Source organism: Saccharothrix mutabilis subsp. mutabilis, assembly GCF_039521145.1.
In the GTDB taxonomy this organism is placed as follows: domain Bacteria; phylum Actinomycetota; class Actinomycetes; order Mycobacteriales; family Pseudonocardiaceae; genus Actinosynnema; species Actinosynnema mutabilis.
This window is the reverse complement of record NZ_BAAABU010000015.1, coordinates 168,050-190,482: the sequence shown is the minus strand read 5'-3', so window position 1 is coordinate 190,482 and position 22,433 is coordinate 168,050. Positions and strand designations below refer to the sequence as shown.

Genomic DNA, 22,433 nt, shown 5'->3' with positions numbered 1-22,433 from the left:
CGGTGGCGTTCGAAGTCGCCGCGGACCGCAGCACCGCCCGCGCGACACCACCGGGCGTGCCCGGCGGGACCACGAGCAGCCGGATGCGGGTGTGGTCCGAACCGACCAGGGTGACGGTGTCGGGCTGGATGGAGTGGAAGCCCTCCATCCGCACGGCCGTGCCCCCGACGTCCAGCGTGCGCCCGGTCCGGTCCCAGGACGCGAGGTGGTGGGAAACGCGGCGGATCCCACCGCCCAACTCCGCGATCAGCGCCGGGGCCAAACCCTCGGTCAGCCGATCGTACGCCGCATCCCGCGTCGACCCCGCGGACATCCCTTCCGGACGTGTGCCGGTCGGGTCACCCGCTGTCGTCGTGCACGGGTTGATGTGCGGACTTAGTGTCGAACCGTGCTCAGTGGGACAGGCCTCGCCGGATGACCGCGCTGCTGTTGTTCGGCGACCAGTTGGGGCCGCGCTTCCGGGCGGAGCACCCCGACCGGGAGGTCCTGCTGGTGGAGTCCACGGCCGCGCTGCGCCGCAGGCCCTACCACCGGCAGAAGCTGCACCTGGTCCTGTCGGGCATCCGGCACCTCGCGGCGGAGTTGGGTGAGCGCGCCACCGTGCTGCGGACGGCGTCCTACGGCGAGGCGATCCGCCGGTTCGGCCGGCCGCTGGTCGCCTACCAGCCCGGGTCGCGCGCGGCGGAGGACCTGTTGCGCCGGCTGGGTGTCGAGGTGCTGCCCACCCCGGCGTTCGCGTTGTCCCGCGACGAGTTCGCCGACTGGGCCGCGGGTCGGGAGAAGTTCCTGATGGAGGACTTCTACCGCGCCCAGCGGACCCGCTTCCACGTGCTGCTGGACGGGGGCGACCCGGTCGGCGGGCGCTGGAACCACGACCGCGACAACCGCGAGCCACCGCCCAAGCGCGGCGGTCTGGGCGTCCCGCGGCCCTGGTGGCCGACCGAGGACGACATCGACGCACGCGTGCGCGCGGACCTGGACGCGCTCGACGCCCCCACGGTCGGCGCGGACGGCCCGCGGCGGTTCGCGATCACGCGGGCCGAGGCGTTGGCCGCGCTGGAGGTCTTCGTGCGCGACCGCCTCCCCCACTTCGGGCCGCACGAGGACGCCGTGCTGACCGGGGACTGGGCGATGGCGCACTCCCTGCTGTCCGTGCCGCTCAACTTCGGCCTGCTGCACCCGTTGGAGGTCGTGCGCGCCGCCGAGGACGCCTACCGCGACGGCGCCGCTGCCCTGGCGAGCGTCGAGGGGTTCGTCCGCCAGGTGCTGGGGTGGCGCGAGTACGTGTGGCACCTCTACTGGCACCTCGGACCGGATTACCTCCGGCGCAACCACTTCCGGGCCACGGCACCGCTGCCCGACTGGTGGGCGCGGCTGCGGCCGGGGAACGTGCGCGCCGCCTGCCTGCGCACCGCGCTGGAAGGCGTCCGGGACCGCGGCTGGGTCCACCACATCCAGCGCCTGATGGTGCTGGGCAACCACGCGCTGCAACGCGGCTACGACCCGAAGGCGCTCAACGACTGGTTCGTCACCTCGTTCGTCGACGGCTTCCCGTGGGTGATGCCGGTCAACGTCATCGGCATGAGCCAGCACGCCGACGGCGGCACGATCGCCACCAAGCCCTACCTCAGCGGCGGCGCCTACCTCAACCGCATGACCGACCACTGCCGCGGCTGCTGGTTCGACCCGGCCAAGCGCACCGGCGAGCGCGCGTGCCCGTTCACCGCCGGGTACTGGGCTTGGTTGGCGCGGCACGAGGCCGAACTACGGGGCAACCACCGCATGGTCCGTCCCCTGCAAGGGTTGCGGCGCATCGCGGACCTCGACGAGATCCGCGCCGGCGAACCGCGCCGCCGCGTCTTCTAACGCCTGGTGCGCCTCGCGCGGCCGACGACGGCGAGCACGGTGTCGACGGCGTCGGCGAGGCTGGTCGGTCGCCCGACTCCCGGTGGCAGGTCGAGGGACGACCAGCCCGCCCCGGCGACGGCCACGGCGGAGTCCGAGCAGCGCACCAGGTCTTCCACCGGCGCCAGGCGGGCGAGGTTGCGCTCGTGGGCCCACAGCACGACCACCACGGGGTGCAGCAGTGCCGTGGCGTCGAGCAGCGCGGCGCGCGGGACGCGGGCGCCGAGGTGCCGCCACGAACAGTCCTGTTCGGACAGTGCCGCGCCGAGCGCCTCCAAGGGGAGGCTGTGTTGTTCCTCCGGGACGCAGGCGAGAAGGGCCGACACGCCGCCGGACTCCTCGGGGTGCGGCACCGCGCGCAGGGCGCGCAGGATGCCGCTGGAGGCGATGTGCTCGACGTCAACCCCGTTGCCCTGGACGGTGATCCGGTCGCCGAGCGCGGTGAGCGCGGGGGCGAACACGTCCTGCCAGGCCACCTCGACGCCGTACTCGGCGATCATCTTCGTGCCGATCTCGGCCACCGACGGCTCGTCCAGCCGCCGGGCGGCGCGGACGAGTCCGGTGCGCACGGAACGCGGGGGCCTGCCCGCGGGAGCGACCTCCGGCGGGCCGTCCCCCTCGTCGTCGTCCAGGACCCTCGCCGCGGCGGCGGCCGGCGCGACCCCGCGCGCGGTCAGCGCGACCATGCGCCGCAGCCGCCGCAGGTCGTCCTCGGTGTAGCGGCGGTGCTTGCCCGCGCCGCGCGCCGCCGGACCCAGCCCGTAGCGGTGGTCCCAGGTCCGCAGCGTGGACGGGGACACGCCCAGCAGCCGCGCGGCCCCGCCGGGGGTCCACTCGCCGCCGTCCCCCGGCGCCCGTGCCCCGCCGCTCATGATCCGGTCACCGGGGTTCCTCAGCCCCTTCCGTCCCGCGCGAGGATCTCGCGCAGCTCGCTCTCGCCCAGCCCGCCCCAGATCCCGAAGGTCTCCCGGACGGTCAGGGCGTGGTCGCGGCACTGCTCGATCACCGGGCAGCGGGCGCACACGGCCTTCGCCCGCGCCTCCCGCTCCTGCCGGGCCGAACCCCGCTCGTTCGGGGTGTGGAAGAACGCCGCGGCGTCCATGCCCCGGCACAACCCCTGCAACTGCCAGTCCCACGACTCCGTGACCGGGCGTGGCAAACGGGACAACTCGGGCATGACGTCTCCTCAACCTCGACCGGTGGTCGCTGCGACTCGGGAAGGACCGCAGAGGTCGACCGGCGCCGGCGCGCCGCCCTCCTGGACGGTCACCCGGAACCGGCACAGGTCGTACCCGTTGCGGATCAACGCCGTGGCGATGCCCGCCACCTGGTCGGGGGTCGGGCGCGCGGTGCGGGACAGGACGAAGCCCGACCGGCGGTCCGGCGCGCCGACGACGGCCCACCGGTAGTCGCGGTCCAGCCCGATGACCCAGTAGGTGCCCGGGTCGTCGAACACCCAGGCGCCGCCGACGTTGACGAAGGTGACCTCCAGCCGCGAGGTCGTCCCGGCGTCGGCGGGGCGGGCGCGCCCCTCCAGCCGGACCTCCTGGCCGTCGGCGCGGCGGCAGGAGTTCACGACCCGGACCAGGCCGTCGGGCAGCAGGGTGTACTCGGCGCGGTCGTCGCGGGCGCACGCGGCCTGGAACGGCTGCGGGATCGCCGCCAACTGCAACCAGGTCCCCTGGTAGCGGGTGAGGTCGACCGACCGGACCGGCCGCACCTCCCCGGTCGCGGCCCCCGCCGGGGGCGTCAGGCCGAGGGTGGCGACCAGTGCGGTCGCCAGGACGGACACGATGGTGCGTGGGCGCATGGCGCGGGTGTCTCCTTCCGGGGAGTCAGCGCAGGACGGGGTTGCCGTAGCCGATGACCAGGCCGGCGGTGAACGCGGTCACGCCGAAGGTGCTGTTGAGCACCTGGGCGGCGGCCGGGGTGAGCGCGAGGGTCACCCCCTGCGGGGTGGCGGCGCCGAGCGTGAACAACTCGGCGCGCTGCCGGAACCCGACCAGGCCGGTCAGCACGCCCCGGTCCAGGTCGATCGTGTAGTCGGTCAGGAACAGCCGCGTGTGCCCCGCCCGCAGGACCAGGCCGCCGACGTGCTCGATCGTGCCGTCACCCGGGTCGCCGACGACGGCGAAGCTGATCACGCCGTCGCGGGAGCGGGCGAAGAAGGGCTTGACGTCGACGCCGAGCGAGGTCAGCGCGGCCGCGGCCGTCGGGTCCAGGGTGAGGTCGGTGCGCCCCTGGAAGAACTTCGCCCACGCCCCGCCGGTGGCCCACTGGCCGGGAACCGACGCGGCAGGCACCGACGCGGCGGGCACCGGCGCGGCGGGCACTGGCGCGGCAGGCACCGACGCGGCGGACACCGACGCGGCGGGCACCGGCGAGGCCGACGCGGCGGGCGCCGACACGGTTCCTCCCACGACCGCGAGACCCAGGGCGAGTGCGGCGGCGGTCGGTCGCTTGCTCATGGCAGACGCTCCTTGCGGTTGCGGACTCCGGACGGTGGGACGTTCGGCGGTCGAGGCTCGGGCGGTTCGAGTTGAAACGATTTCGAATCGAATCTACCCCGACGGTCCCCGGTCCGCCGATCAGGGGCCGACCCCGCATCGTCACGGGCGCTCACGGGGGCCGCGCAGTGTCCACGAGGTGGCGGGGCGGGGTAAGCCGCCGAACGCGGGACTCGCGGGGTTTTCGCAGGTCGTGGATTGGCGGGTTGTGGACACCTCGCGCGCCTTGACCCGCCGAGAACCGGCTCATTAATTTGTTTAGTCAACGTACTAATTGCCGCCCGGCAACGCGACGCGCCCCATCAGGCGGGAGGCCTCAGTGGTGAGTTCGTCCAAGCGCGCCCGGTTGTCGGTCGCCGCCGCGGTCATGGCGTTGCTGGTCGCGGTGGCCGTGCCGGCTCGGGCGCACCCCGGGCACGGGGACGAGACGTTCAAGGCCCTCGTCTTCAGCAAGACCGCGGGCTTCCACCACCCCTCGATCGACGCGGGTGTCGCCGCCATCCGCCGGCTGGGCGTCGAGCACGGCTTCACCGTCGACGCCACCACCGACGCCGCCGCGTTCACCGACGCCACCCTCGCCGAGTACGAGGTCGTGGTCTTCCTCTCCACCACCGGCGACGTCCTCGACGCCGCCCAGCAGAGCGCGTTCGAGCGCTACATCAAGGCCGGTGGCGGGTTCGCGGGTGTGCACGCCGCCGCCGACACCGAGTACGACTGGGCCTGGTACGGCGACCTGGTCGGGGCCCACTTCGCCGGGCACCCCGCGCCGCAGGACGCGACGGTCAAGGTCACCGACCCGGCGCACCCCTCCACGGCCCACCTGCCGCAGACCTGGCGGCGCTTCGACGAGTGGTACGACTACCGCGCCGACCCCTCCCCCGACGTGCACGTGCTCGCCGAACTGGACGAGACCACCTACACCGGCGGCACGATGGGGTCGAGCCACCCGATCGCCTGGTGCCAGGACTACGACGGCGGGCGCTCCTGGTACACCGGCCTGGGCCACACCGAGGAGTCCTACGCCGAACCGGCCTTCCTGACCCACCTGCTCAAGGGCATCCAGACCGCCGCCGGTGCCGTCGCCGCCGACTGCACCGCCACCCGCACCAACGCCTTCGAGAAGGTCACCCTCGACGACACCACCGCCAACCCGATGGAACTCGCGATCGCCGACGACGGCCGCGTGTTCTACATCGACCGCAACGGCGCGATCCGGGTCGTCCGGCGCGACGGCGCGGTGGTCACCGCCGGCACGCTGAACGTCTACACCGGACAGGAGTTCGGCCTGCTCGGCATCGCGCTGGACCCGGACTTCGCCACGAACAACCACCTCTACCTGTACTACTCCCCCGCCGGGACCGAGTCCGTCGACCGCGTCTCCCGGTTCACGCTGCAAGGCGACACGATCGTGCCCGGCAGCGAGAAGGTCGTGCTCACCATCACGACCCAACGCCAGCAGTGCTGCCACGCCGGCGGCGCGCTGGAGTTCGACAACGACGGCAACCTCTACATCACCACCGGCGACAACTCCAACCCGTTCAACTCCGACGGCTACACCCCGATCGACGAGACCCCCGGCCGCGCCCCTTGGGACGCTCAGCGCTCCTCCGCCAACAGCGACAACCTCAACGGCAAGATCCTGCGCATCACCCCGCAGGCCGACGGCACCTACACCGTCCCCGCGGGCAACATGTTCCCGCCCGGCACCGCGAACACCCGGCCCGAGATCTACGCGATGGGCTTCCGCAACCCGTTCCGCATCGGCCTGGACCCGCTGACCAACAAGCTCCAGGTCGCCGACTACGGCCCCGACGCGGGCAGCAGCAACCCACAACGCGGTCCGGACGGCCGGGTCGAGTGGAACATCGTGGACCGGCCCGGGTTCTACGGCTGGCCGTACTGCGTGGGCGACAACACCCCGTACGTCGACTACGACTTCGCCACGGCCGTCTCCGGCACGCCGTTCGACTGCGCCAAACCCGTGAACAACTCGCCCAACAACACCGGCATCACCGAACTGCCCGCCGCCATCGGCACCAAGATCTGGCAGGGCAAGACCAGCACCGGCAACCCGGAGATCGGCGGCAGCGGCGCGCCGATGGCCGGCGGCACCTACCGGTACGACCCGGCACTGGACTCGCCGCGCAAGTGGCCCGCCTACTGGGACGGCAAGGCGATCTGGGGCGACTGGAACGACGGCCGGCTGTTCTCGTTGCAGCTGAACGCCGAGGGCACCGGCGTCGCCGACATCAGCCGCATGCTGCCGGGCATGGCGTTCAACCGGGTGCACGCGATGCAGTTCGGCCCGGACGGCGCGCTGTACGTGATCGAGTGGGGTTCCGGGTTCGGCGGCAACAACGCCGACAGCGGCGTCTACCGCATCGACTACGTGCGCGGCGACCGCAGCCCGATCGCGGTGGCCAAGGCCGACAAGACCTCCGGGCACGCGCCGCTGACCGTCCGGTTCGACTCGGCCGGCTCCCGCGACCCCGACGGCGACCCGCTGACCTTCGCGTGGGACTTCGACGGCGACGGCGCCACCGACAGCACCGAGGCCGCGCCCAGCCACACCTACACCACCAACGGCGACCGCACCGCGCGGCTCACCGTCACCGACGCGGGCGGCCGGTCCGCCGTCGCCAACGTGCGGATCGTCGTCGGCAACACCCCGCCCGTGGTCACGCTGACCGCGCCGGCCGACGGCGGCTTCATCGACTTCGGCGACCAGGTCGCCTACCGGGTCACCGTCACCGACGCCGAGGACGGCACGGTCGACTGCCGGGACGTCGTCGTGCAGCCCGCACTGGGCCACGACGAGCACTCCCACGGCTACGAGCAGTACCGCGGCTGCGAGGGCCTGGCGCTGATGTCGGGCGACGAGGGGCACGTGGGCGCCAACATCTTCGGCGTCCTCACCGCCAAGTACACCGACAAGGGCGGCGACGGCGCGTCCCCGCTGACCGGCGAGTCGATCCTGGTGCTCCAGCCCAAGCACAAGGAGGCCGAGTACTACACGGCGACCGGCCGCACCGCGGACGGCATCGGCGAGGACTCGCCGGGCGTGCAACGGGAGGCCACCACCGACACCGGCGGCGGCCAGAACGTCGGGTTCATCACCGACGGCGACTGGTTCTCCCTGCGCCCGGCCACTCTCCAGGGCATCGACCAGGTGCGGTTCCGCGTCGCCGGGGCGTCCGGGGGCGCGCGACTGGAGGTCCGCGTCGGCGCGCCGGACGGCCCGCTCGCGGGCACGGCGACCTTCACCGGCACCGGCGGCTGGCAGACGTGGACCACGGTCACCGCCGAGGTCGCCGACGACGTCCCGGCGGGGTCCGAGCTGTACTTCGTCACCCGCCGGCCGGAGGGCACCGCGACGACCGGCTACCTGGCCAACCTCAACTGGGTGGAGTTCGCGGGCCGCGGCGTCACGCACAACCAGCGCCCCGCCGTCACCGCCTCCGCCTCGACCACCACGGGCACCGCGCCGCTGAAGGTCGACTTCACCGCGTCCGCCACCGACCCCGATGGCGACACCCCGATCAGCTACACGTGGGTGTTCGGCGACGGCGGCACCGCCACGGGCGCGTCGGTCAGCCACACCTACACCGCGCCCGGCACGTTCACCGCCAAGGTCACCGCGACCGACTCGCGCGGCGCGAGCGGCTCGACGACCGTCGCGGTCACCGTCCGCTCCCCCGACGTGACCTGCTTCGCCGGCCGCTCGGACGACTTCCTCGGCACCGCGCTCGACCGCACCCGGTGGACCACCGTCGTGCGGGAGAACCAGCAGCTCGCGGTGCGCGACGGGAGCCTCGTGATCCCGTCCGCGCCCTCGGACCTCTACGCGGGCACCAACAACACGCCCAACATCGTGCTCCAGGACCTGCCGCCCGGGCCGTTCCAGGCCACGGCCAAGCTGCGCTTCCCGGCGCGGCGCGCCTACCAGCAGGCCGGGCTGGTGATCTACGGCGACGACGACAACTACGCCAAGATGGTGCTGGAGGGCCGGTCGGACACCGACGACGCGGCGAGCCGGATCTTCCAGTTCATCCGCGAGGAGGCCGGGCAGCCCAACGAGGTCGGTGAGTCCAACACCGCGCCGCTGGGCGCGGCGTACCCCGACACCGTGTGGGTCCGGTTCACCAGCGACGGGCAGAACCTCACCGCGTCCTACAGCGCGGACGGGCAGGCGTTCACCGCGATGCCGCAGACCAAGGCGCTGGCGGGCGTGGTCGATCCGAAGATCGGCCTGCTCTCGCTGGTCGGCGGCGGCGGTGACCGCCCCGTGGTGGACGCCGAGTTCGACTGGTTCACCCTCGTCCCCGACGACACCGCGGCGGTGGCCCCGGACGACGAGTTCGCCGGCACGGCGCTGGACGGGTGCCGCTGGAACGCCGTCGTCCGCCCCGACCCGACCCGCTACGGCGTCGCCGGCGGCAGCCTGCGCATCGACACCAGCGACGGCGACATCTACGGCGGCGCCACCGACGCCCCGGCCAACTTCATCCTCCAACGCGCGCCCGAAGGCGACTGGGTGATCGAGACGCGGGTGGACGCGTCGGCGTTCGACGAGCGCTACCAGCAGGCCGGCCTGATCGCCTACCGGGACGACGCGAACTACGTGAAGCTGGACCACCTGGCCGTCAACGAGGCGGGCACGCCCGTCCAGCGCGCCGTCGAGCTGCGGACCGAGAGCGGTGACGTGGTCGGCCAACCGCAGCCCGGCGCCGGCGTGACCGGGGGCGTGTGGCACCTGCGCCTGGCCAAGTCCGGTGACACCTACACCGGTTCGTACAGCGCCGACGGGCAGGCGTGGACGACGCTGGAACCCGTGGTCAACACCGGCCTGGCCGGCGCGCGGATCGGCCTGTTCGCCCTGGGCGGCGCGCAGACCGCGGCGAAACCCGCCCTGTTCGGCCACTTCCGGGTGACGACCGACCGGACCGCTCCGGCGCTGTCGGTGGTCGCCGACCCGGCGTCGCCGGGCGAGGGCGGCTGGTGGACCGCTCCGGTGACCGTCACCGCGTCCACGACCGACGACCGGCCGGGCCCGGTGCGCGTCGAGCACCGGGTGGGCACGGGCGACTGGATCCCCTACACCGCACCGCTGTCCTTCGGCGACGGCGAGCGGGTCGTCGCGTTCCGCGCCACCGACGCGGCCGGCAACACCTCGCCCGAGCAGGTGATCGGGGTGAAGGTGGACACCGCGCCCCCGGTCACCAGGGCCGAACGCGGCTCCTCCGCCGCCCGGGTCAGGCTCACCGCCGCCGACGCGACGTCGGGCGTGGCCCGCACCGAGTACCGGATCTCGGGCGGGAAGTGGCAGGTCCACCGGGGCGGCGAGATCAGGGTCAAGCCCGACGGCAGGCAGCACGTGGAGTACCGGTCGATCGACGCCGCCGGCAACGTCGAGGCCATCGGCCGCTACACGCCCCGCCGGGGTCACGACGACTGCATGCAGGACATCTGACGCGCCCCGCGTGCGTCACGCGAAGGGAGGACACGGTGCGGACAGTCGCCGCGAAAGCGTTGACCGCCTTGGCGGTGCTCGCCTCGGCCGCTCTGCTGCCGACCACCACGGGCCGTTCCGAGGCCGCGGCCGACTACGCGACGTTCTACGTCTCCCCCGACGGCAACGACGCCAACCCCGGCACGATCACCGCGCCGTTCCGGACCGTCCACCGCGCCAGGGACGCCGTCCGCGCCGTCAACGCGACCATGTCCGGGGACATCCACGTGTACCTGCGCGGCGGCACCTACCCGGTGAGCAGCACCATCGACCTGACGCCCGGTGACTCGGGCATGAACGGCCACCGGGTCGTGTACTCCGCCTACCCCGACGAGACGCCGGTGCTCGACGGCGGCGTCCGCGTGACCGGCTGGACGCAGCACAGCGGCAACATCTGGAAGGCCCCGCTCACCCGCGCCACCAAGCTGCGCGCGCTCTACGTCAACGACAAGCGCGCTTTCATGGCCGGCAAGACGATCACCTCGCAGGGCTGCCACGGCACCTACACCGTCAACGCCGGCCAGGCGCCCTGGGCGTGGGAGTCGGGCTCGCAGTGCGACGGGGCCCGGTACTCCCTTGCCGACCTGCCCGCCATCTCCCGCAACGCCGACGACGTCGAGATCGAGACGGCGACGACGTGGCAGACGGCGATCGCGGGCGTCCGCCAGGTCACCACGAGCGGTGACGGCTCCAGCCGGGTCGCGTTGTTCCAGCAACCGGGCGGGGCGATCGCGCAGGGTGCGTTCAACGGCAACTTCCAGACCGGCGGCAGCCACAAGTTCATGAACGCCTACGAGTTCCTGGACTCGCCGGGCGAGTTCCACTTCGACCGGGCGAACCAGACGGTCTACTACTACAAGGCCGCCTCCGAGGACATGGCGACGGCGGCGGTCCACGCGCCCAACAACCTGACCACGCTGATCCGGATCGCCGGCACCTCGACCGCCGACCACGTCCGCGACATCACGTTCTCCGGCATCACGGTGCAGCACTCCGACTGGAACCTGTTCACCGTGGCCGGTTCGGCGTTCAAGCAGGCGCAGCAGGGGAACCTGGGCAACACCGCGTACGCCAAGGGGAACTTCCACGTCTACTACTACCGCAACGTCGACGTCACGCCGGGCATCGTCCACGTCGAGAACGCCGACGGCATCCGGTTGATCCGCAACCGCGTGCGGCACACCGGCGCGGACGGGATCACCATGGTCAACGACGTGCAGGACGCGCAGGTGATCGGCAACCACACCAACGACGTCGCCGGGTCCGCCATCACCGTGGGCCACCCGCAGCACGTCTACATCGGCGACCACACGTCGTCCAACCGCGAGAAGTACCCCGCGCACGTCGAAGGCCTGCCGAAGAACATCGAGATCAAGAACAACCACCTGTACGACAGCGCGGTGCTGTTCAACGGGCACAGCCCCATCTCGGCGTACTTCGTCGACACGCTGACCGTGCAGCACAACCGGATCGAGAAGGCCCCGTGGAACGGCATCACGATGGGTTGGGGCTGGTGGAACTTCGACGGCTCAGCGGGCTCCATCGCCCCCAACCGGCCCACGACCACGGCCCGGAACAACAACATCAGCTACAACCACATCATCGACACCGTGCAGCGCCTCAACGACACGGCACCCATCTACACCCTGGGCAGCCAGCCGAACACCACGATCGCCGGCAACTACCTCCAGGGCGTCCCCGCCGGCCACAAGTACGGGCTGCACCCGGACGAAGGCTCGGCGTACATCACCTTCCGCGACAACGTGGTGAGCGTGGACAAGAACGTCACGTGGCTGGTCAACTCCGACGACTTCGGGCGCAAGCACGACCTGAGCATCACCCAGACCTACGGGCCGATCAACAAGGTGTCCAACAAGAACCTGCCGAACAGCACCATCCACGACATCATCGTCTCGTCGGACTACGTGTGGCCCGCACCGGCGCACGCCATCGCCGTGAACTCCGGGCTGGAGGACGCGTACCGGGACATCATCCCGCCGAACCTCCTGTCGTTGCCCGACCACGTCCTGCCGGACAGCACGTCCGCGGGCACGTCCTCGATCCCGATCCGCAGCGCCGGCGACCCGGCCAAGACCGTCTGGCTGGCCCCGCTGGGAACGACCGCCTTCGCCGTAGGCCCCACGATGACCAGAGCGGGCGGCACGGCCACGACCATCGACGTCCCCGCGGTGTCCGGCGACTACCGGCTCTACGTCGTGGACGCGCAGGGCAGGCGGTCTGCGGAGTCGAAGTCGCTCGTCCGGCGGCAGGGCGGCACCCAGCCCAGCGCCGCGATGATCGTCGGCGGCCAGTCCGGCCGGTGCGTGGACATCAGCGGCGCGAGCACGGCCAACGGCGCCCAGGCGCAACTGTGGGACTGCCACGGCGGCGTCAACCAGCGCTTCACCCACACCGCGGGCAGGCAGTTGCAGGTTTACGGGAACAAGTGCCTCGACGCCAGCAACCAGGGCACGACGAACGGCACGGCGGTGGTGATCTGGGACTGCAACGGCCAGACCAACCAGCAGTGGAACGTCAACGCCAACGGCACGATCACCGGCGTGCAGTCCGGGCTGTGCCTGGACGCCAACGGCGCCGCCACCGCCAACGGGACCCGGATCATCCTCTGGTCGTGCGGCGGCGGAGCCAACCAGCAGTGGAGCCTGCGCGGCTGACCCGAGCCGCGGGGCCGGCACTTCCGCGGATCGGGGTCAGTTCGCCGGGACGATCCGCCACATCTGGTTGGTACTGTTGCTGTCGCCCCACTGGCCGAGGGCCGCGCCGCTCGTCGTGCGGCCCATGCCGTCGAGGTACAGGCCGGTGGCGACGTTGCGGATGCGGATGTCGTTGCCGTTGGTGGTGCCGGTCAGGACGGACCATTGCTGGTTGGTGCTGGTGCTGCCGGCCCACTGGCCCGCGTTCGAGCCGTTGGCGGTGCGGCCCGCGCCGTCGAGGTACAGGCCCGTGGCGACGTTCTTGATGCGCACGTGAGCGCCCGCGTTCTCGATGACCCACTGCTGCTCGGCACCGGTGCCGGCGGCGCGTTGACCGGCGGTCGAGCCGTTGGCGGTGCCGCCCAGGCCGTCCACGTACAGGCCGGTGGCGACGTTGCGGATCTTGGCGACGGTCGTGCCGCCGTCCCCGATGCCCCACGCGTGCTGGAGCCGCAGCAAGCCGGACGCGTTGGTCAGCGACAGCCCGGTGCCCGTCCGGGTGGTCAGGCTGTACCAGTCGCCGTCGCGCAGGCCCGGCCAGTACACGCTGCCCATCCCGAGGCTGCGCAGCTTGGCGCTGACCCCGCGCACGTAGTCGGCCATGTACGACCCGCTGGGCACGCTGTAGTCCACGCGGTCGAAGTGCACGCCGTTCTTGGTGCCCGGACTCATCGCGCCGCCCCACTCGGTGGCGATGGTGCGGTCGGCGAAGTCGCCGATGTAGCCGCCGAGGTGGTCGGCCCACTGGGTCTCGCTCTCGAACCCGGCGAAGAACGAGTAGTCGTGGACCGCGAGCAGCGTGCCGTCCAGCCGGCGGTCGCCGCCCACCGCGGGCACGTTCTGCGCCAACCCGGCCCCGTCGAGGATCACCCGGCCGCGCGGCACCGAGGAGTACCGGCCCAACCAGGTGGCGTACATGTTGTTCAGGTCGGTCGTGCCGTACCCGTGAGGTTCGTTGACGACCTCGAAGTAGGCGTTCGGGTTGCCGCCGTACCGCGCGATCACCCGGTCCCACATCTGGTTGAACGCGGTGGTGTTCGCCGGCCTGCCCCCGGTGTGCGCCCAGTACGCGAGGATGACCTTGCCCTTGGTGAGCGCGGTGTCGATCGCCCCGGTGTAGGTGCCCCAGTAGTCGGCGACCGTGGGTTCGTTGATCGGCATCCGCACGGTGTTGGCGCCGGTGATCGCGTACAGCCCGCCGACCACCTGATCGGCGACGGTCGCGGCCGTGGCGTAGGTGTCGGTGGGGCCGAGCCCGGAGACGTGGAGCACGCCGTTGACGAAGTTGTCCCTGGGATCGGCCCAGTTGACGCCTTTGAAGTGACTCGTGGACGCGCGCGCCGACTCGGGGACGGCGGTCATGAGGCCGGCGACGAGCACCAGCAACGCCAACAGTCGCGACAACGGTTCCCGCCGCGAGGCGTGACCGTCCGGAGAGCGTTTGTTCATGGTGGCTCCGATCGACGTCGGTAGCTCAGCGAGCGCAAACGGTGCCGAGTATGCGGCTTGTGCACGTTCACATCAACGCCGCCGGACCGGTCCCGGCCGGTTCGACGGATATTTCGTCGATATCGATTCGAATTCCGCGTCGAGGAAATCCAGCGCTGGTCGAAGCGCATAGATTCCTTGCCCCACCGGGTGTTTGCCGGGAACCTCTGAACCGGACAGCCGCACGAGTGCGAGGGGCGTCATGGCGGGAATGCGCATCGGGGCGCGGTCAGCGCGCCGTCGGATCGGGTTGGTGGCCGCCGCGGTGACCGCGCTGGCCACGAGCGTCGGGCTGATGGCGGTGGCGCAAGCGGAAGCGGCGCCGGGCTGCCGGGTCGACTACAAGGTGGCCGGCCAGTGGGCGGGCGGGTTCAGCGCCAACGTCAGCGTCACCAACCTCGGCGACCGCGTCGACGGCTGGCGGCTGGTGTGGACGTGGCCCTCCGGCCAGCAGGTCACCCAGGCGTGGAACGCGACGGTCACCTCCTCGGGCAGCCAGGCGACCGCGAGCAACGTCGGCTACAACGCCGTGATCGCGACCGGCGCGTCCGTGTCGTTCGGCTTCAACGGTTCGTGGACCGGCGCCAACACCGCGCCGTCATCCTTCGCCCTCAACGGGGTCACCTGCGACGGCGGCACCACGACGACCACGACCACCACGACCACGAACCCGGTGCCGGGCAACGCGATGGAGCAGGTCGCCGCGATGCAGCCGGGCTGGAACCTCGGCAACTCGCTTGACGCGACCGGGTCCGACGAGACGTCGTGGGGCAACCCGCGCATCACCGAAGCGTTGCTGGACAACGTGAAGGCGCAGGGCTTCAAAAGCATCCGCATCCCGGTGACGTGGGGCCAACACCAGGGCGGCGCGCCGGGCTACACCATCGAGGCCGCGTACCTCGACCGCGTCAAGGAGGTCGTCGGCTGGGCGCTGGCGGACGGCTTCCACGTGATGCTCAACATCCACCACGACTCGTGGCAGTGGATCTCGGCCATGCCGACCGACCACGCCGGGGTGCTCGCGCGCTACAACGCGACCTGGACCCAACTGGCCGCCGCGTTCCGGGACGCCTCGCCGAAGCTGGTCTTCGAAAGCGTCAACGAGCCGCAGTTCACCGGTGTGGACGCCGCCCGCGGCGACCAGTTGCTGCACGAGCTGAACACGTCGTTCCGCGACATCGTGCGCCGGTCGGGCGGCAACAACGCCGCCCGCCTGCTCGTGCTGCCCACCCTGCACACCTCGGGTGACCAGGCCCGGCTGGACGCGCTGGCCACGTCCATCACCGGCTACCGCGACCCGAACCTGGTCGCGACGATCCACAACTACGGCTACTGGCCGTTCAGCGTGAACGTCGCCGGCGGCACGCGGTTCGACGCCACCGCCCAGAAGGACCTCACCGACACGTTCGACCGCGCCCACGCCACGTTCGTCGCGCGCGGTGTCCCGGTGGTGCTCGGCGAGTACGGGCTGCTCGGCTTCGACCGGCACACCGGGACCATCCAGCAGGGCGAGAAGCTGAAGTTCTTCGAGTACCTCGGCCACTACGCGCGGACGAAGAACATCACGACGATGCTGTGGGACAACGGCCAGCACTTCGGCCGCACGTCCTTCCAGTGGAGCGACCCGGAGCTGATCGCGCAGATCAAGTCGAGCTGGACGACCCGTTCCGGCACCGCGTCCGCCGACCAGGTGTTCAGCGCCCGGTCCTCGGCTGTCACGGCGAAGACCCTGACGCTCAACCTCAACGGGACGTCGTTCGCGGGCCTGAGCCAGGGCTCGACGGAGCTGGCGCGCGGCGCCGACTACACCGTCTCCGGCGACCAGCTCACGCTCACCGCGTCGGCGATGACCAGGCTGAGCGGGTCGCGCGCGTACGGCACGAACGCCGTGCTGCACGCCCGGTTCTCCCAAGGCGTGCCGTGGCGGATCAACCTCATCACGCACGACACGCCGGTGCTGGGCAACGCCACCGGGACCACGAGTTCGTTCCGGATCCCGACGGGTTTCCGCGGCGACCTGCTGGCCACCATGGAGGCGAAGTACGCGGACGGCACCAACGCCGGTCCGCACAACTGGACCTCCTTCAAGGAGTTCGACCGCACGTTCGCGCCGGACTACGCGGGCAGCGCGACCACGCTCACGTCGGACTTCTTCGCCGAGGTGAACGACAACGCTCGGGTGACGCTGACGTTCCACTACTGGAGCGGCGCGCGGGTCACCTACTTCGTCACCAGGTCCGGCAGCACGGTCACCGGCACGACCGGCTGACCCAGGAGGTCGATGTGGCGCTCTCCCGGCGGACGGCCCTGCGCTGGGCCGGCGCGGCGGTCGCGAGCGGCGCGGCAGTTGCGGCAGGCGCGGTCGCGAGCGGCGCGGCAGGCGCAAGCGGCGCGGCGGTCGCGAGCGGCGCGGCAGGCGCTGGCAATGCGGCGGTCGCGGCAGGCGCGGCGGTCGCGGGCGGCGCTGCGGCGGCGGTCTCGGGACACCCCGAGGCCGTCGCCGGCGGCACCGGCGCGCGCGGGCGGTGGGCGCGGTTGCGCGCCCGGCTGTCCGGTGGGCTGCTGCTGCCCGGCGACGCCGGCTACGACAGCGCGCGGCTGCCGTTCAACTCGCTGTTCGACCACCGCCGGCCGGCCGCGATCGCCCGCTGCGCGCGGCCCGAAGACGTGCCGCCCGAGCGGGTGACGCGGGAGGTGGACCGGGTGCAGTCGGCCCTGGCCGGCCTGGTCGGCGCCGGCACGTACGTCAACTACCCGGACCCGCTGCAGGAGGACTGGGCCACCACCGCGTACCGGCACAACCTCCCCCGGCTGCGCGCGGTGGCCCGCCGCTACGACCCGGACGGCGTCCTGCGCTTCCCGCAGGCCGTCCGCTAGCGGGCGCCGCCTAGACCTGTAAATCGGACTCGATGCGCTTGAGGTGGTGCCGGGCCAGGGCGAGGTTCGCGACGTCTCTTTCCAGCACCAGGTACAGGAACAGCGAGCCCCTGGACCGGACCCCGCCCATCAGCCGGATCAGGTGGTACTGGCGGTGCAGCGTGATCAGGATGTCCTCGATGCTGTCGCTGAGCCCGAGCATGGAGATCACCCTGAGCTTGGACCGGACGACCTCGGTGTTGCCGGCCGCCGCCACCTCCAGGTTGAGCCAGTCACCGCCACCGCCGGTGCCGAGCGACATCCCGCTGTCGTAGTCGACCAGCGCCACACCGACGGCGCCGGTGATGGACATGGCTTCTTTCAACGCGGTATCGATGTTCATCGAGTTCCACTTCTCCGTGTCTGTGTCTGTGTCGTTCGGGGATGGGGACGGCGGGGCGGATCGCCCGCGCCTCGGCCGTGCGCGAACGCGTCGCCACGCGGACGCCATTGGTGAGAGCAATGCACCAAGCGTGAACATGTGCGGTGACCGGCGCCCTCTCGGGATGACGGGTGCCCGGTCCCCGTCAAGGGCTTCCGGCGAGGCTGGTTTCGACCATCGCGGCCACGCGGCCCCTGCCGTCGTTCGGCGCACGGCCCGCGGGCGGGGTGAGGATCGCGCCGACCCGTTCGATCACGGGCCGGGACTCGTAGAGGAGGCGGCCGAGGTTCAACCCCCGGTCCCCGAGCACGACCATCAGCGCCATCCGGCTGATCGCGTAGACGGCCATGTAACCCTCGCTCCCGAACACCACGGTCTGGCTCAGCGCGCCCAGCCCGATCACCTCCGCCGCCTGGCGCGCGATGCCGTGGTCGGCCGCCGCGAGCGCGGAGATGTGCGCGGGGTCGACCGGCCTCGCCACGTCGGCGATGATCGGTATCCCGTCCGACGCGGCTATCACCGTGTCGGTGATCCCGGGGACGTTCTCCCGGAGCGTCCGCAACTCGGCGGCCAGGGCGTCGTAGTCCACCACGTTTCCTTTCTTGCGTTTGCGCGGCTCATGACGAGTGGTCGGCCCCTGTTGGCCGCAAGGGGTCCCACATGGACCGCCCCGGGCGACGGGTGGGCAGCGGACCCGTCCGGTCGTCGCCACGACCGGCGGCCCGCCCCGGTCCCGTTCGTGGGCGCAGGGAGGTCAGGTCCCATCGCGTGGGACTGAACGACGTCTCGGGCGGGGCGATCTCCAGCAGTTGCCTCCCGAGCATCCGGGAAATGGCGACGGTCACCGCGTACAAACCGCGGCCCACCACGAAGGCGATGTCCCGCGCGGTGCGCCGGCCGGTCGCGTGGACGACGATTTCCCGCTGGTCCGGGGTCAACCCGGCCAGGTCCACGCCGCCCGCCGGCACCACTCGGTCCCGAAGCGGCGACACGGGGAACGGGAGCGACGCGACCGCGTCCAGCCGGCGGGCCGTGTCCGCCAGCAGGGACTCCGGGGCGACACCGTCGGCCGCGGTCAGGAGGGGCGCGTCGACGGTGTCGCCGACGACGCACCGCTCGATGCCGCCGGTGGCGACGGCGAACGCCCCGTCCCGGACGACGGCCGAGGTGAGGACCTGGATCTCGGTGGCCCCGACGACGCCACGACCGACCAGCGCCGCGTGGAGGGACCGCGTCTCGACGCTGTCCGCCAGAGCCGCGTTCCAGTCCTCCGCACCGACCCTGCCCGACCCCAGGAGCAACGCCTCGACTCCGGGCGAGCCGGGGCTGTCCACCGCGATCACCAGGCCGTCGCGCAGGTGGAACGTCCCACCCGCGTTGCCGACGACGTGCACCATTCCGGTGATTCGGTCCTTGTGGCACTGCGTCAAGGCGCACGCGAGGACGTCGAACGCAGCGCGGTGGTCGCGTCTCAGAAGTCACTCCGAGTGAATTCGGGTTTGCAGAGCGGATTTCCCGGGCCGGCCGATCGGAACCACTCCCCGCCCAATGCCGACCGCCCGCGGTACTTCTTACCGGTTCCTCCGCACAACCACGTCGAGTGTCACTCGATCGAGTGAAGACCCTATTCTTCTGTAACGAAAACAAGTCCGTCGCCCGGACTTCTGGCCCGGAGGTCTCCATCGGGTGATCCTGGTGCGCGGCGGTGTCACCGGGCCGCTCTCGGCCACCCTGGGCGCAGGTCGTCTTCGCGCTTGCGCGCCGTCATGGGGAGGTGGAAGGCCCGTGCGTCGACATGCCTCGGTGTCTCCGGCACGGGCGTCGGGTGTGGTGGCCGACGTCCCGCTCGTCGACCCCGACCGCGATCTCGTGGTCGTGCCGGGCGCGCGGGGGTCGGGCGACGGGCTGGTGGCGCGGGCGTTCCGGGACGTCGAGGCCGCCGTCGCGCGGCGGAGGTTGACCATCGGCGGTTCCGACACGGTCGATCGCGACGACATGCTCTTCCCGGTGGGGCCGGCGGTCACGGTGCTGCACCCGGACGCGGAAGCGGAGTTGCGCCGGCGGGTGCACGTGGTCGTGCGGTGCCTGCGACGGGTGGTGCGCCGTTACGCGGGCGACCCGCGGTTGCAGGAGTTCCTGGCCGTGCCCGAAGTGCTGCGCCGGTGGATCGTGCGCCACCCCGACCCCCGGTCGCTGACCGTCGACTACTGCCGGTTGGACGTCCTGGGCAACAGCCTGGGCACCGCGCGGGTGCTGGAGTTCAACGCCAGCAGCCCCGGCGGGGTGGTCCTGTCGGGCGTGGTCAACCGGTTGTGGCGCGAGTCCGCGTTGGCGGAGGTCCTGGGGAGCTGGCGGCTGCCGCCGGCGCCGTTCGAGCACCGGGGCTGGTTCGCCGACTGGTTGCTGGACCACGGCCGCCGGCACGGCGTGCCCGAAGACGACACCCGCCCCGTCGGGCTGTTCCACGCTCTGCAGAGTTCGAAGCACGAATTCGCGCAAATCTGCGCGCAGCTGCGTGCCCGGGGTCGCGAGCCGGTGGAATTGCAACCGTCCGACGTGGCGCGCAGCCGCGAAATGCGCCTGGGCTACCTCAAGTACATCCCGATCGAGCCCGCCGAGGTGAAGGGTTGGGACGATTTCTGCGCCCGGATGACCAGTGGTGACCTGGTGGTGCCCAACGCCCTGGCCGAGCGGTGGATCGCGGAGAACAAGCTGTGCCTGGCCGTGCTGTCCGACCCGAGGTTCCGGGACCTGTTCACCCCGGCCGAGCAGGCGGCACTGGACGCGCTGGTGCCGCGGAGCCGCAAACTGGGCGACGGGATGAGCCCGGCCGAGGCCGTCGCGCAACGCGGTCGCCTGGTCCTGAAGCAGCCCTACAGCCATCGCGGCGAGTCGGTGGTCATCGGCGCGGACACCCCGGCCGAGCACTGGTCGTTCCTGGTGCGCGACCCGGGCCACCGGGGCTGGCTGGTCCAGGAACGCGTCGAACCGTTCCGCCTGGACACCCCGCACGGCCCGTGCTTCCGCGACCTGGTGGTCCCGGTGTTGGACGGACGGGTCATCGGCTACGGCTCACGGCTGAGCCACAACCCCGTGCTCAACGTGGCCCGCGGCGGCCAGGTCCCCGCGGTCTTCACCCCGCACCCGCTCGACCCGGCCGGAGCCGCGGGACACCCCTGAGCCGCTTCGGGCTCACCGCAGCGACGCGGCGTGGTCGGGCACGTAGCGCAGCAGGGCGCGGTCGGTGCGCCGGTAGCCGGTCGACGCGGGGCGCGGCGGCAGTTCCGGGATGGTGGGCGGGACCTCGTGGTAGGGCAGGCTGCCGAGCAGGTGGGCGATCATGTTGATCCGGGCGCGGCGCTTGTCGTCGCTGTCCACGACGTGCCAGGGGCACTCCGCGGTGTCGGTGTGCACGAACATCTCGTCCTTGGCGCGGGAGAAGTCCTCCCAGCGGGACAGGGAGTCGACGTCCACGGGCGAGAGCTTCCACCGCCGCAGGGGGTCGTCGAGGCGGCGGTGGAAGCGGCGTTCCTGTTCGGCGTCGCTGACGGAGAACCAGTACTTGCGCAGCAGGATGCCGTCGTCGACGAGCATCCGCTCGAACACCGGGCACTGCTGGAGGAAGCGGCGGTGCTCCTCCGGCGTGCAGAAGCCCATGACGCGTTCGACGCCGGCCCGGTTGTACCAGCTGCGGTCCAGCAGCACGATCTCCCCGGCGGCGGGCAGGTGGGCGACGTAGCGCTGGAAGTACCACTGGGTGCGCTCGCGGTCGGTCGGCTTGGGCAGCGCGACGATCCGCGCGACGCGCGGGTTGAGGTACTCGGTGATCCGCTTGATGGTGCTGCCCTTGCCCGCCGCGTCGCGGCCCTCGAAGACCACCACGAGCCGGGCGCGTTCGGCGCGCACCCACTCCTGGAGCTTCACCAACTCGGTTTGCAGGCGCAGCAACTCCGCCTCGTACACCGGACGGCGCAGCCGGTCGGCGCTCACGACGGCACCGCCGCGACGAGGGACCGGGCGACGCCGCGGCCGTGATCCGGCACGCGCACGGGACAGGTGGTCACGCCTGCCTCCGCCACGTCGGTTCGACCTCGGCCCAGTCGCGCCCCCACCGGCGCAGGCGCACCCGCTGGTGCGCCGAGCGGAACAGCACGACCAGCAGGGCCATCCCGCCGCCCAGCGCCAACCACGAGGCGACGGCGACGACGACCGCGCTGATCAGGGCGGCCTCGGCGGTCAGCGGCTCCGCGACGGGTGCTCCGCCGGCGTCGACCCAGATGCGCACCGTGGTGCCGGTGACCAGGTCGTTGTCCACCTCGACCTCGCCGCGGCGGACACGGCCGTCGGGCAGCGTCCACTGCGCGGGGACCGGCGACTTCCCGACGCCCGTGCCGGGACCGGTCTCGACAGCCGTGCTCGGCGCGTCGGCCAGCAGCACGGCGTCGGTCCGGTGGCGGGTCGCCTGCTGCGCGCGGGAGAGCGCGGCCTGCGCGGTGTAGGTCTCCGACCCGAGCGCCGCGGCGACCGGCAGGCCGAGCATCGTGGTGACGACGGCGACGACGAGCACGGCTCCTTCGAGCCGGTCGCCGAGTCCGGCGAGCGGGTTGCGCCAGTGGAGCACGGGGCGCATCAGCCGCCGTCCGGCGCGTGCGCTTGACCGGGTGTTCATGGTCGACCTCCTCCGGTGGTCCGGCACCGGAAACACTCCTCCGGCCGGGGAGCGGCACACAGAGTCGTTGGTCGGCGTGCGGGTCCCTTGTGGTTCGGGACCTCCGACCCGTGGCCGGGGCCGGTCGCGGGTCCCCGCCCGACCGGAGGTTCGACGTGCCCGGGTCTTTGGTCCCGCCCCGGACGCCTCGGGCGACCCTGCCGGCGCCCACCCGACCGGGCGATGGTGGAGCCATGAGGAACGAGGGCGACCGCAGCCGGTCCCCGGTCGTCGGTCACGGCGACGACCCGCGGCCCGGTGGCCCTGTGCCGCGCGTGGCCGGCCGGGGTGCGCCGGCGCGCAC

Annotated in this window: 17 protein-coding genes; 6 read left to right on the top strand and 11 right to left on the bottom strand. The window is 72.0% G+C overall.

Annotated features, from left to right (window positions below):
- A partial coding sequence (locus ABD126_RS27160) for a DUF5994 family protein (RefSeq protein WP_343936779.1) occupies positions 1-313 on the bottom strand: 313 nt, incomplete at its 3' end.
- 101 nt (positions 314-414) lie between these two features.
- Between ABD126_RS27160 and ABD126_RS27155 the strand changes: the two genes are divergently transcribed.
- Positions 415-1,866: a cryptochrome/photolyase family protein gene (locus ABD126_RS27155; protein WP_343936778.1), complete on the top strand. Its 1,452-nt coding sequence runs from the start codon at positions 415-417 to the stop codon at positions 1,864-1,866.
- Here the strand turns inward: ABD126_RS27155 and ABD126_RS27150 are convergent.
- From ABD126_RS27150 to ABD126_RS27135, 4 genes are read right to left on the bottom strand one after another with little or no spacing between them, the layout of a single operon-like run.
- Positions 1,863-2,777 carry a MerR family transcriptional regulator gene (locus tag ABD126_RS27150; protein ID WP_343936777.1) on the bottom strand — a complete coding sequence of 305 codons (915 nt, stop codon included), beginning with the start codon at positions 2,775-2,777 and terminating at the stop codon, positions 1,863-1,865. The two genes, ABD126_RS27155 and ABD126_RS27150, sit on opposite strands and share 4 nt — an antisense overlap.
- Positions 2,778-2,797: 20 nt before the next feature.
- Positions 2,798-3,082 carry a WhiB family transcriptional regulator gene (locus tag ABD126_RS27145; protein ID WP_343936776.1) on the bottom strand — a complete coding sequence of 95 codons (285 nt, stop codon included), beginning with the start codon at positions 3,080-3,082 and terminating at the stop codon, positions 2,798-2,800.
- A gap of 9 nt (positions 3,083-3,091) precedes the next feature.
- Positions 3,092-3,715: a lipocalin family protein gene (locus ABD126_RS27140; protein ID WP_343936775.1), complete on the bottom strand. Its 624-nt coding sequence runs from the start codon at positions 3,713-3,715 to the stop codon at positions 3,092-3,094.
- 25 nt (positions 3,716-3,740) lie between these two features.
- Positions 3,741-4,373: a hypothetical protein gene (locus ABD126_RS27135; RefSeq protein WP_343936774.1), complete on the bottom strand. Its 633-nt coding sequence runs from the start codon at positions 4,371-4,373 to the stop codon at positions 3,741-3,743.
- Positions 4,374-4,734: 361 nt separating this feature from the next.
- Between ABD126_RS27135 and ABD126_RS27130 the strand changes: the two genes are divergently transcribed.
- Both ABD126_RS27130 and ABD126_RS27125 read left to right on the top strand, forming a co-directional pair.
- Positions 4,735-9,882 carry a ThuA domain-containing protein gene (locus ABD126_RS27130; protein WP_343936773.1) on the top strand — a complete coding sequence of 1,716 codons (5,148 nt, stop codon included), beginning with the start codon at positions 4,735-4,737 and terminating at the stop codon, positions 9,880-9,882.
- A 35-nt stretch (positions 9,883-9,917) separates the two neighbouring features.
- Positions 9,918-12,596 (top strand): RICIN domain-containing protein, encoded by a 2,679-nt coding sequence (locus ABD126_RS27125; protein WP_343936772.1) that lies wholly within the window; start codon positions 9,918-9,920, stop codon positions 12,594-12,596.
- A 36-nt stretch (positions 12,597-12,632) separates the two neighbouring features.
- Here the strand turns inward: ABD126_RS27125 and ABD126_RS27120 are convergent, their stop codons facing one another.
- Entirely contained in the window at positions 12,633-14,084 is a 1,452-nt protein-coding gene (locus ABD126_RS27120; protein WP_343936771.1) for an RICIN domain-containing protein, read from the bottom strand.
- A 292-nt stretch (positions 14,085-14,376) separates the two neighbouring features.
- Between ABD126_RS27120 and ABD126_RS27115 the strand changes: the two genes are divergently transcribed.
- Positions 14,377-16,392, top strand: coding sequence for a cellulase family glycosylhydrolase (locus tag ABD126_RS27115; RefSeq protein ID WP_343936770.1), 2,016 nt, complete (start codon positions 14,377-14,379; stop codon positions 16,390-16,392).
- 14 nt (positions 16,393-16,406) lie between these two features.
- Entirely contained in the window at positions 16,407-17,000 is a 594-nt protein-coding gene (locus ABD126_RS27110) for a BBE domain-containing protein (protein WP_343936769.1), read from the top strand.
- 10 nt (positions 17,001-17,010) lie between these two features.
- Here ABD126_RS27110 and ABD126_RS27105 read toward each other — a convergent pair whose 3' ends face one another.
- The 3 genes from ABD126_RS27105 to ABD126_RS27095 form a co-directional block, all read right to left on the bottom strand.
- Entirely contained in the window at positions 17,011-17,382 is a 372-nt protein-coding gene (locus tag ABD126_RS27105; protein WP_343936768.1) for a hypothetical protein, read from the bottom strand.
- A 184-nt stretch (positions 17,383-17,566) separates the two neighbouring features.
- Positions 17,567-18,010 (bottom strand): roadblock/LC7 domain-containing protein, encoded by a 444-nt coding sequence (locus ABD126_RS27100; RefSeq protein WP_343936767.1) that lies wholly within the window; start codon positions 18,008-18,010, stop codon positions 17,567-17,569.
- A 28-nt stretch (positions 18,011-18,038) separates the two neighbouring features.
- Positions 18,039-18,818 (bottom strand): hypothetical protein, encoded by a 780-nt coding sequence (locus tag ABD126_RS27095; protein ID WP_343936766.1) that lies wholly within the window; start codon positions 18,816-18,818, stop codon positions 18,039-18,041.
- A gap of 406 nt (positions 18,819-19,224) precedes the next feature.
- Between ABD126_RS27095 and ABD126_RS27090 the strand changes: the two genes are divergently transcribed.
- On the top strand, positions 19,225-20,601 hold the full coding sequence (locus ABD126_RS27090; protein WP_343936765.1) for a hypothetical protein: 1,377 nt from the start codon (positions 19,225-19,227) through the stop codon (positions 20,599-20,601).
- A 12-nt stretch (positions 20,602-20,613) separates the two neighbouring features.
- On the opposite strand, the gene ppk2 is transcribed toward ABD126_RS27090, so the two are convergent.
- The gene (gene ppk2 / locus ABD126_RS27085; RefSeq protein ID WP_343936764.1) at positions 20,614-21,411 is read right to left on the bottom strand and encodes a polyphosphate kinase 2; all 798 of its coding nucleotides are present in this window, start codon (positions 21,409-21,411) and stop codon (positions 20,614-20,616) included.
- A 70-nt stretch (positions 21,412-21,481) separates the two neighbouring features.
- The gene (locus ABD126_RS27080; RefSeq protein WP_343936763.1) at positions 21,482-22,090 is read right to left on the bottom strand and encodes an Rv1733c family protein; all 609 of its coding nucleotides are present in this window, start codon (positions 22,088-22,090) and stop codon (positions 21,482-21,484) included.
- Between the last annotated feature and the right edge of the window lie 343 nt (positions 22,091-22,433).

What these genes read in the sequence shown, in the direction of transcription:
- ABD126_RS27145 (WP_343936776.1), bottom strand. Translation starts at nt 3,082, where the DNA reads ATGCCCGAGTTGTCCCGTTTGCCACGCCCGGTCACGGAGTCGTGGGAC.
- ABD126_RS27105 (WP_343936768.1), bottom strand. Translation starts at nt 17,382, where the DNA reads ATGAACATCGATACCGCGTTGAAAGAAGCCATGTCCATCACCGGCGCC.
- ABD126_RS27120 (WP_343936771.1), bottom strand. Translation starts at nt 14,084, where the DNA reads ATGAACAAACGCTCTCCGGACGGTCACGCCTCGCGGCGGGAACCGTTG.
- ABD126_RS27080 (WP_343936763.1), bottom strand. Translation starts at nt 22,090, where the DNA reads ATGAACACCCGGTCAAGCGCACGCGCCGGACGGCGGCTGATGCGCCCC.
- ABD126_RS27140 (WP_343936775.1), bottom strand. Translation starts at nt 3,715, where the DNA reads ATGCGCCCACGCACCATCGTGTCCGTCCTGGCGACCGCACTGGTCGCC.
- ABD126_RS27135 (WP_343936774.1), bottom strand. Translation starts at nt 4,373, where the DNA reads ATGAGCAAGCGACCGACCGCCGCCGCACTCGCCCTGGGTCTCGCGGTC.
- ABD126_RS27155 (WP_343936778.1), top strand. Translation starts at nt 415, where the DNA reads ATGACCGCGCTGCTGTTGTTCGGCGACCAGTTGGGGCCGCGCTTCCGG.
- ABD126_RS27150 (WP_343936777.1), bottom strand. Translation starts at nt 2,777, where the DNA reads ATGAGCGGCGGGGCACGGGCGCCGGGGGACGGCGGCGAGTGGACCCCC.
- ABD126_RS27095 (WP_343936766.1), bottom strand. Translation starts at nt 18,818, where the DNA reads ATGGTGCACGTCGTCGGCAACGCGGGTGGGACGTTCCACCTGCGCGAC.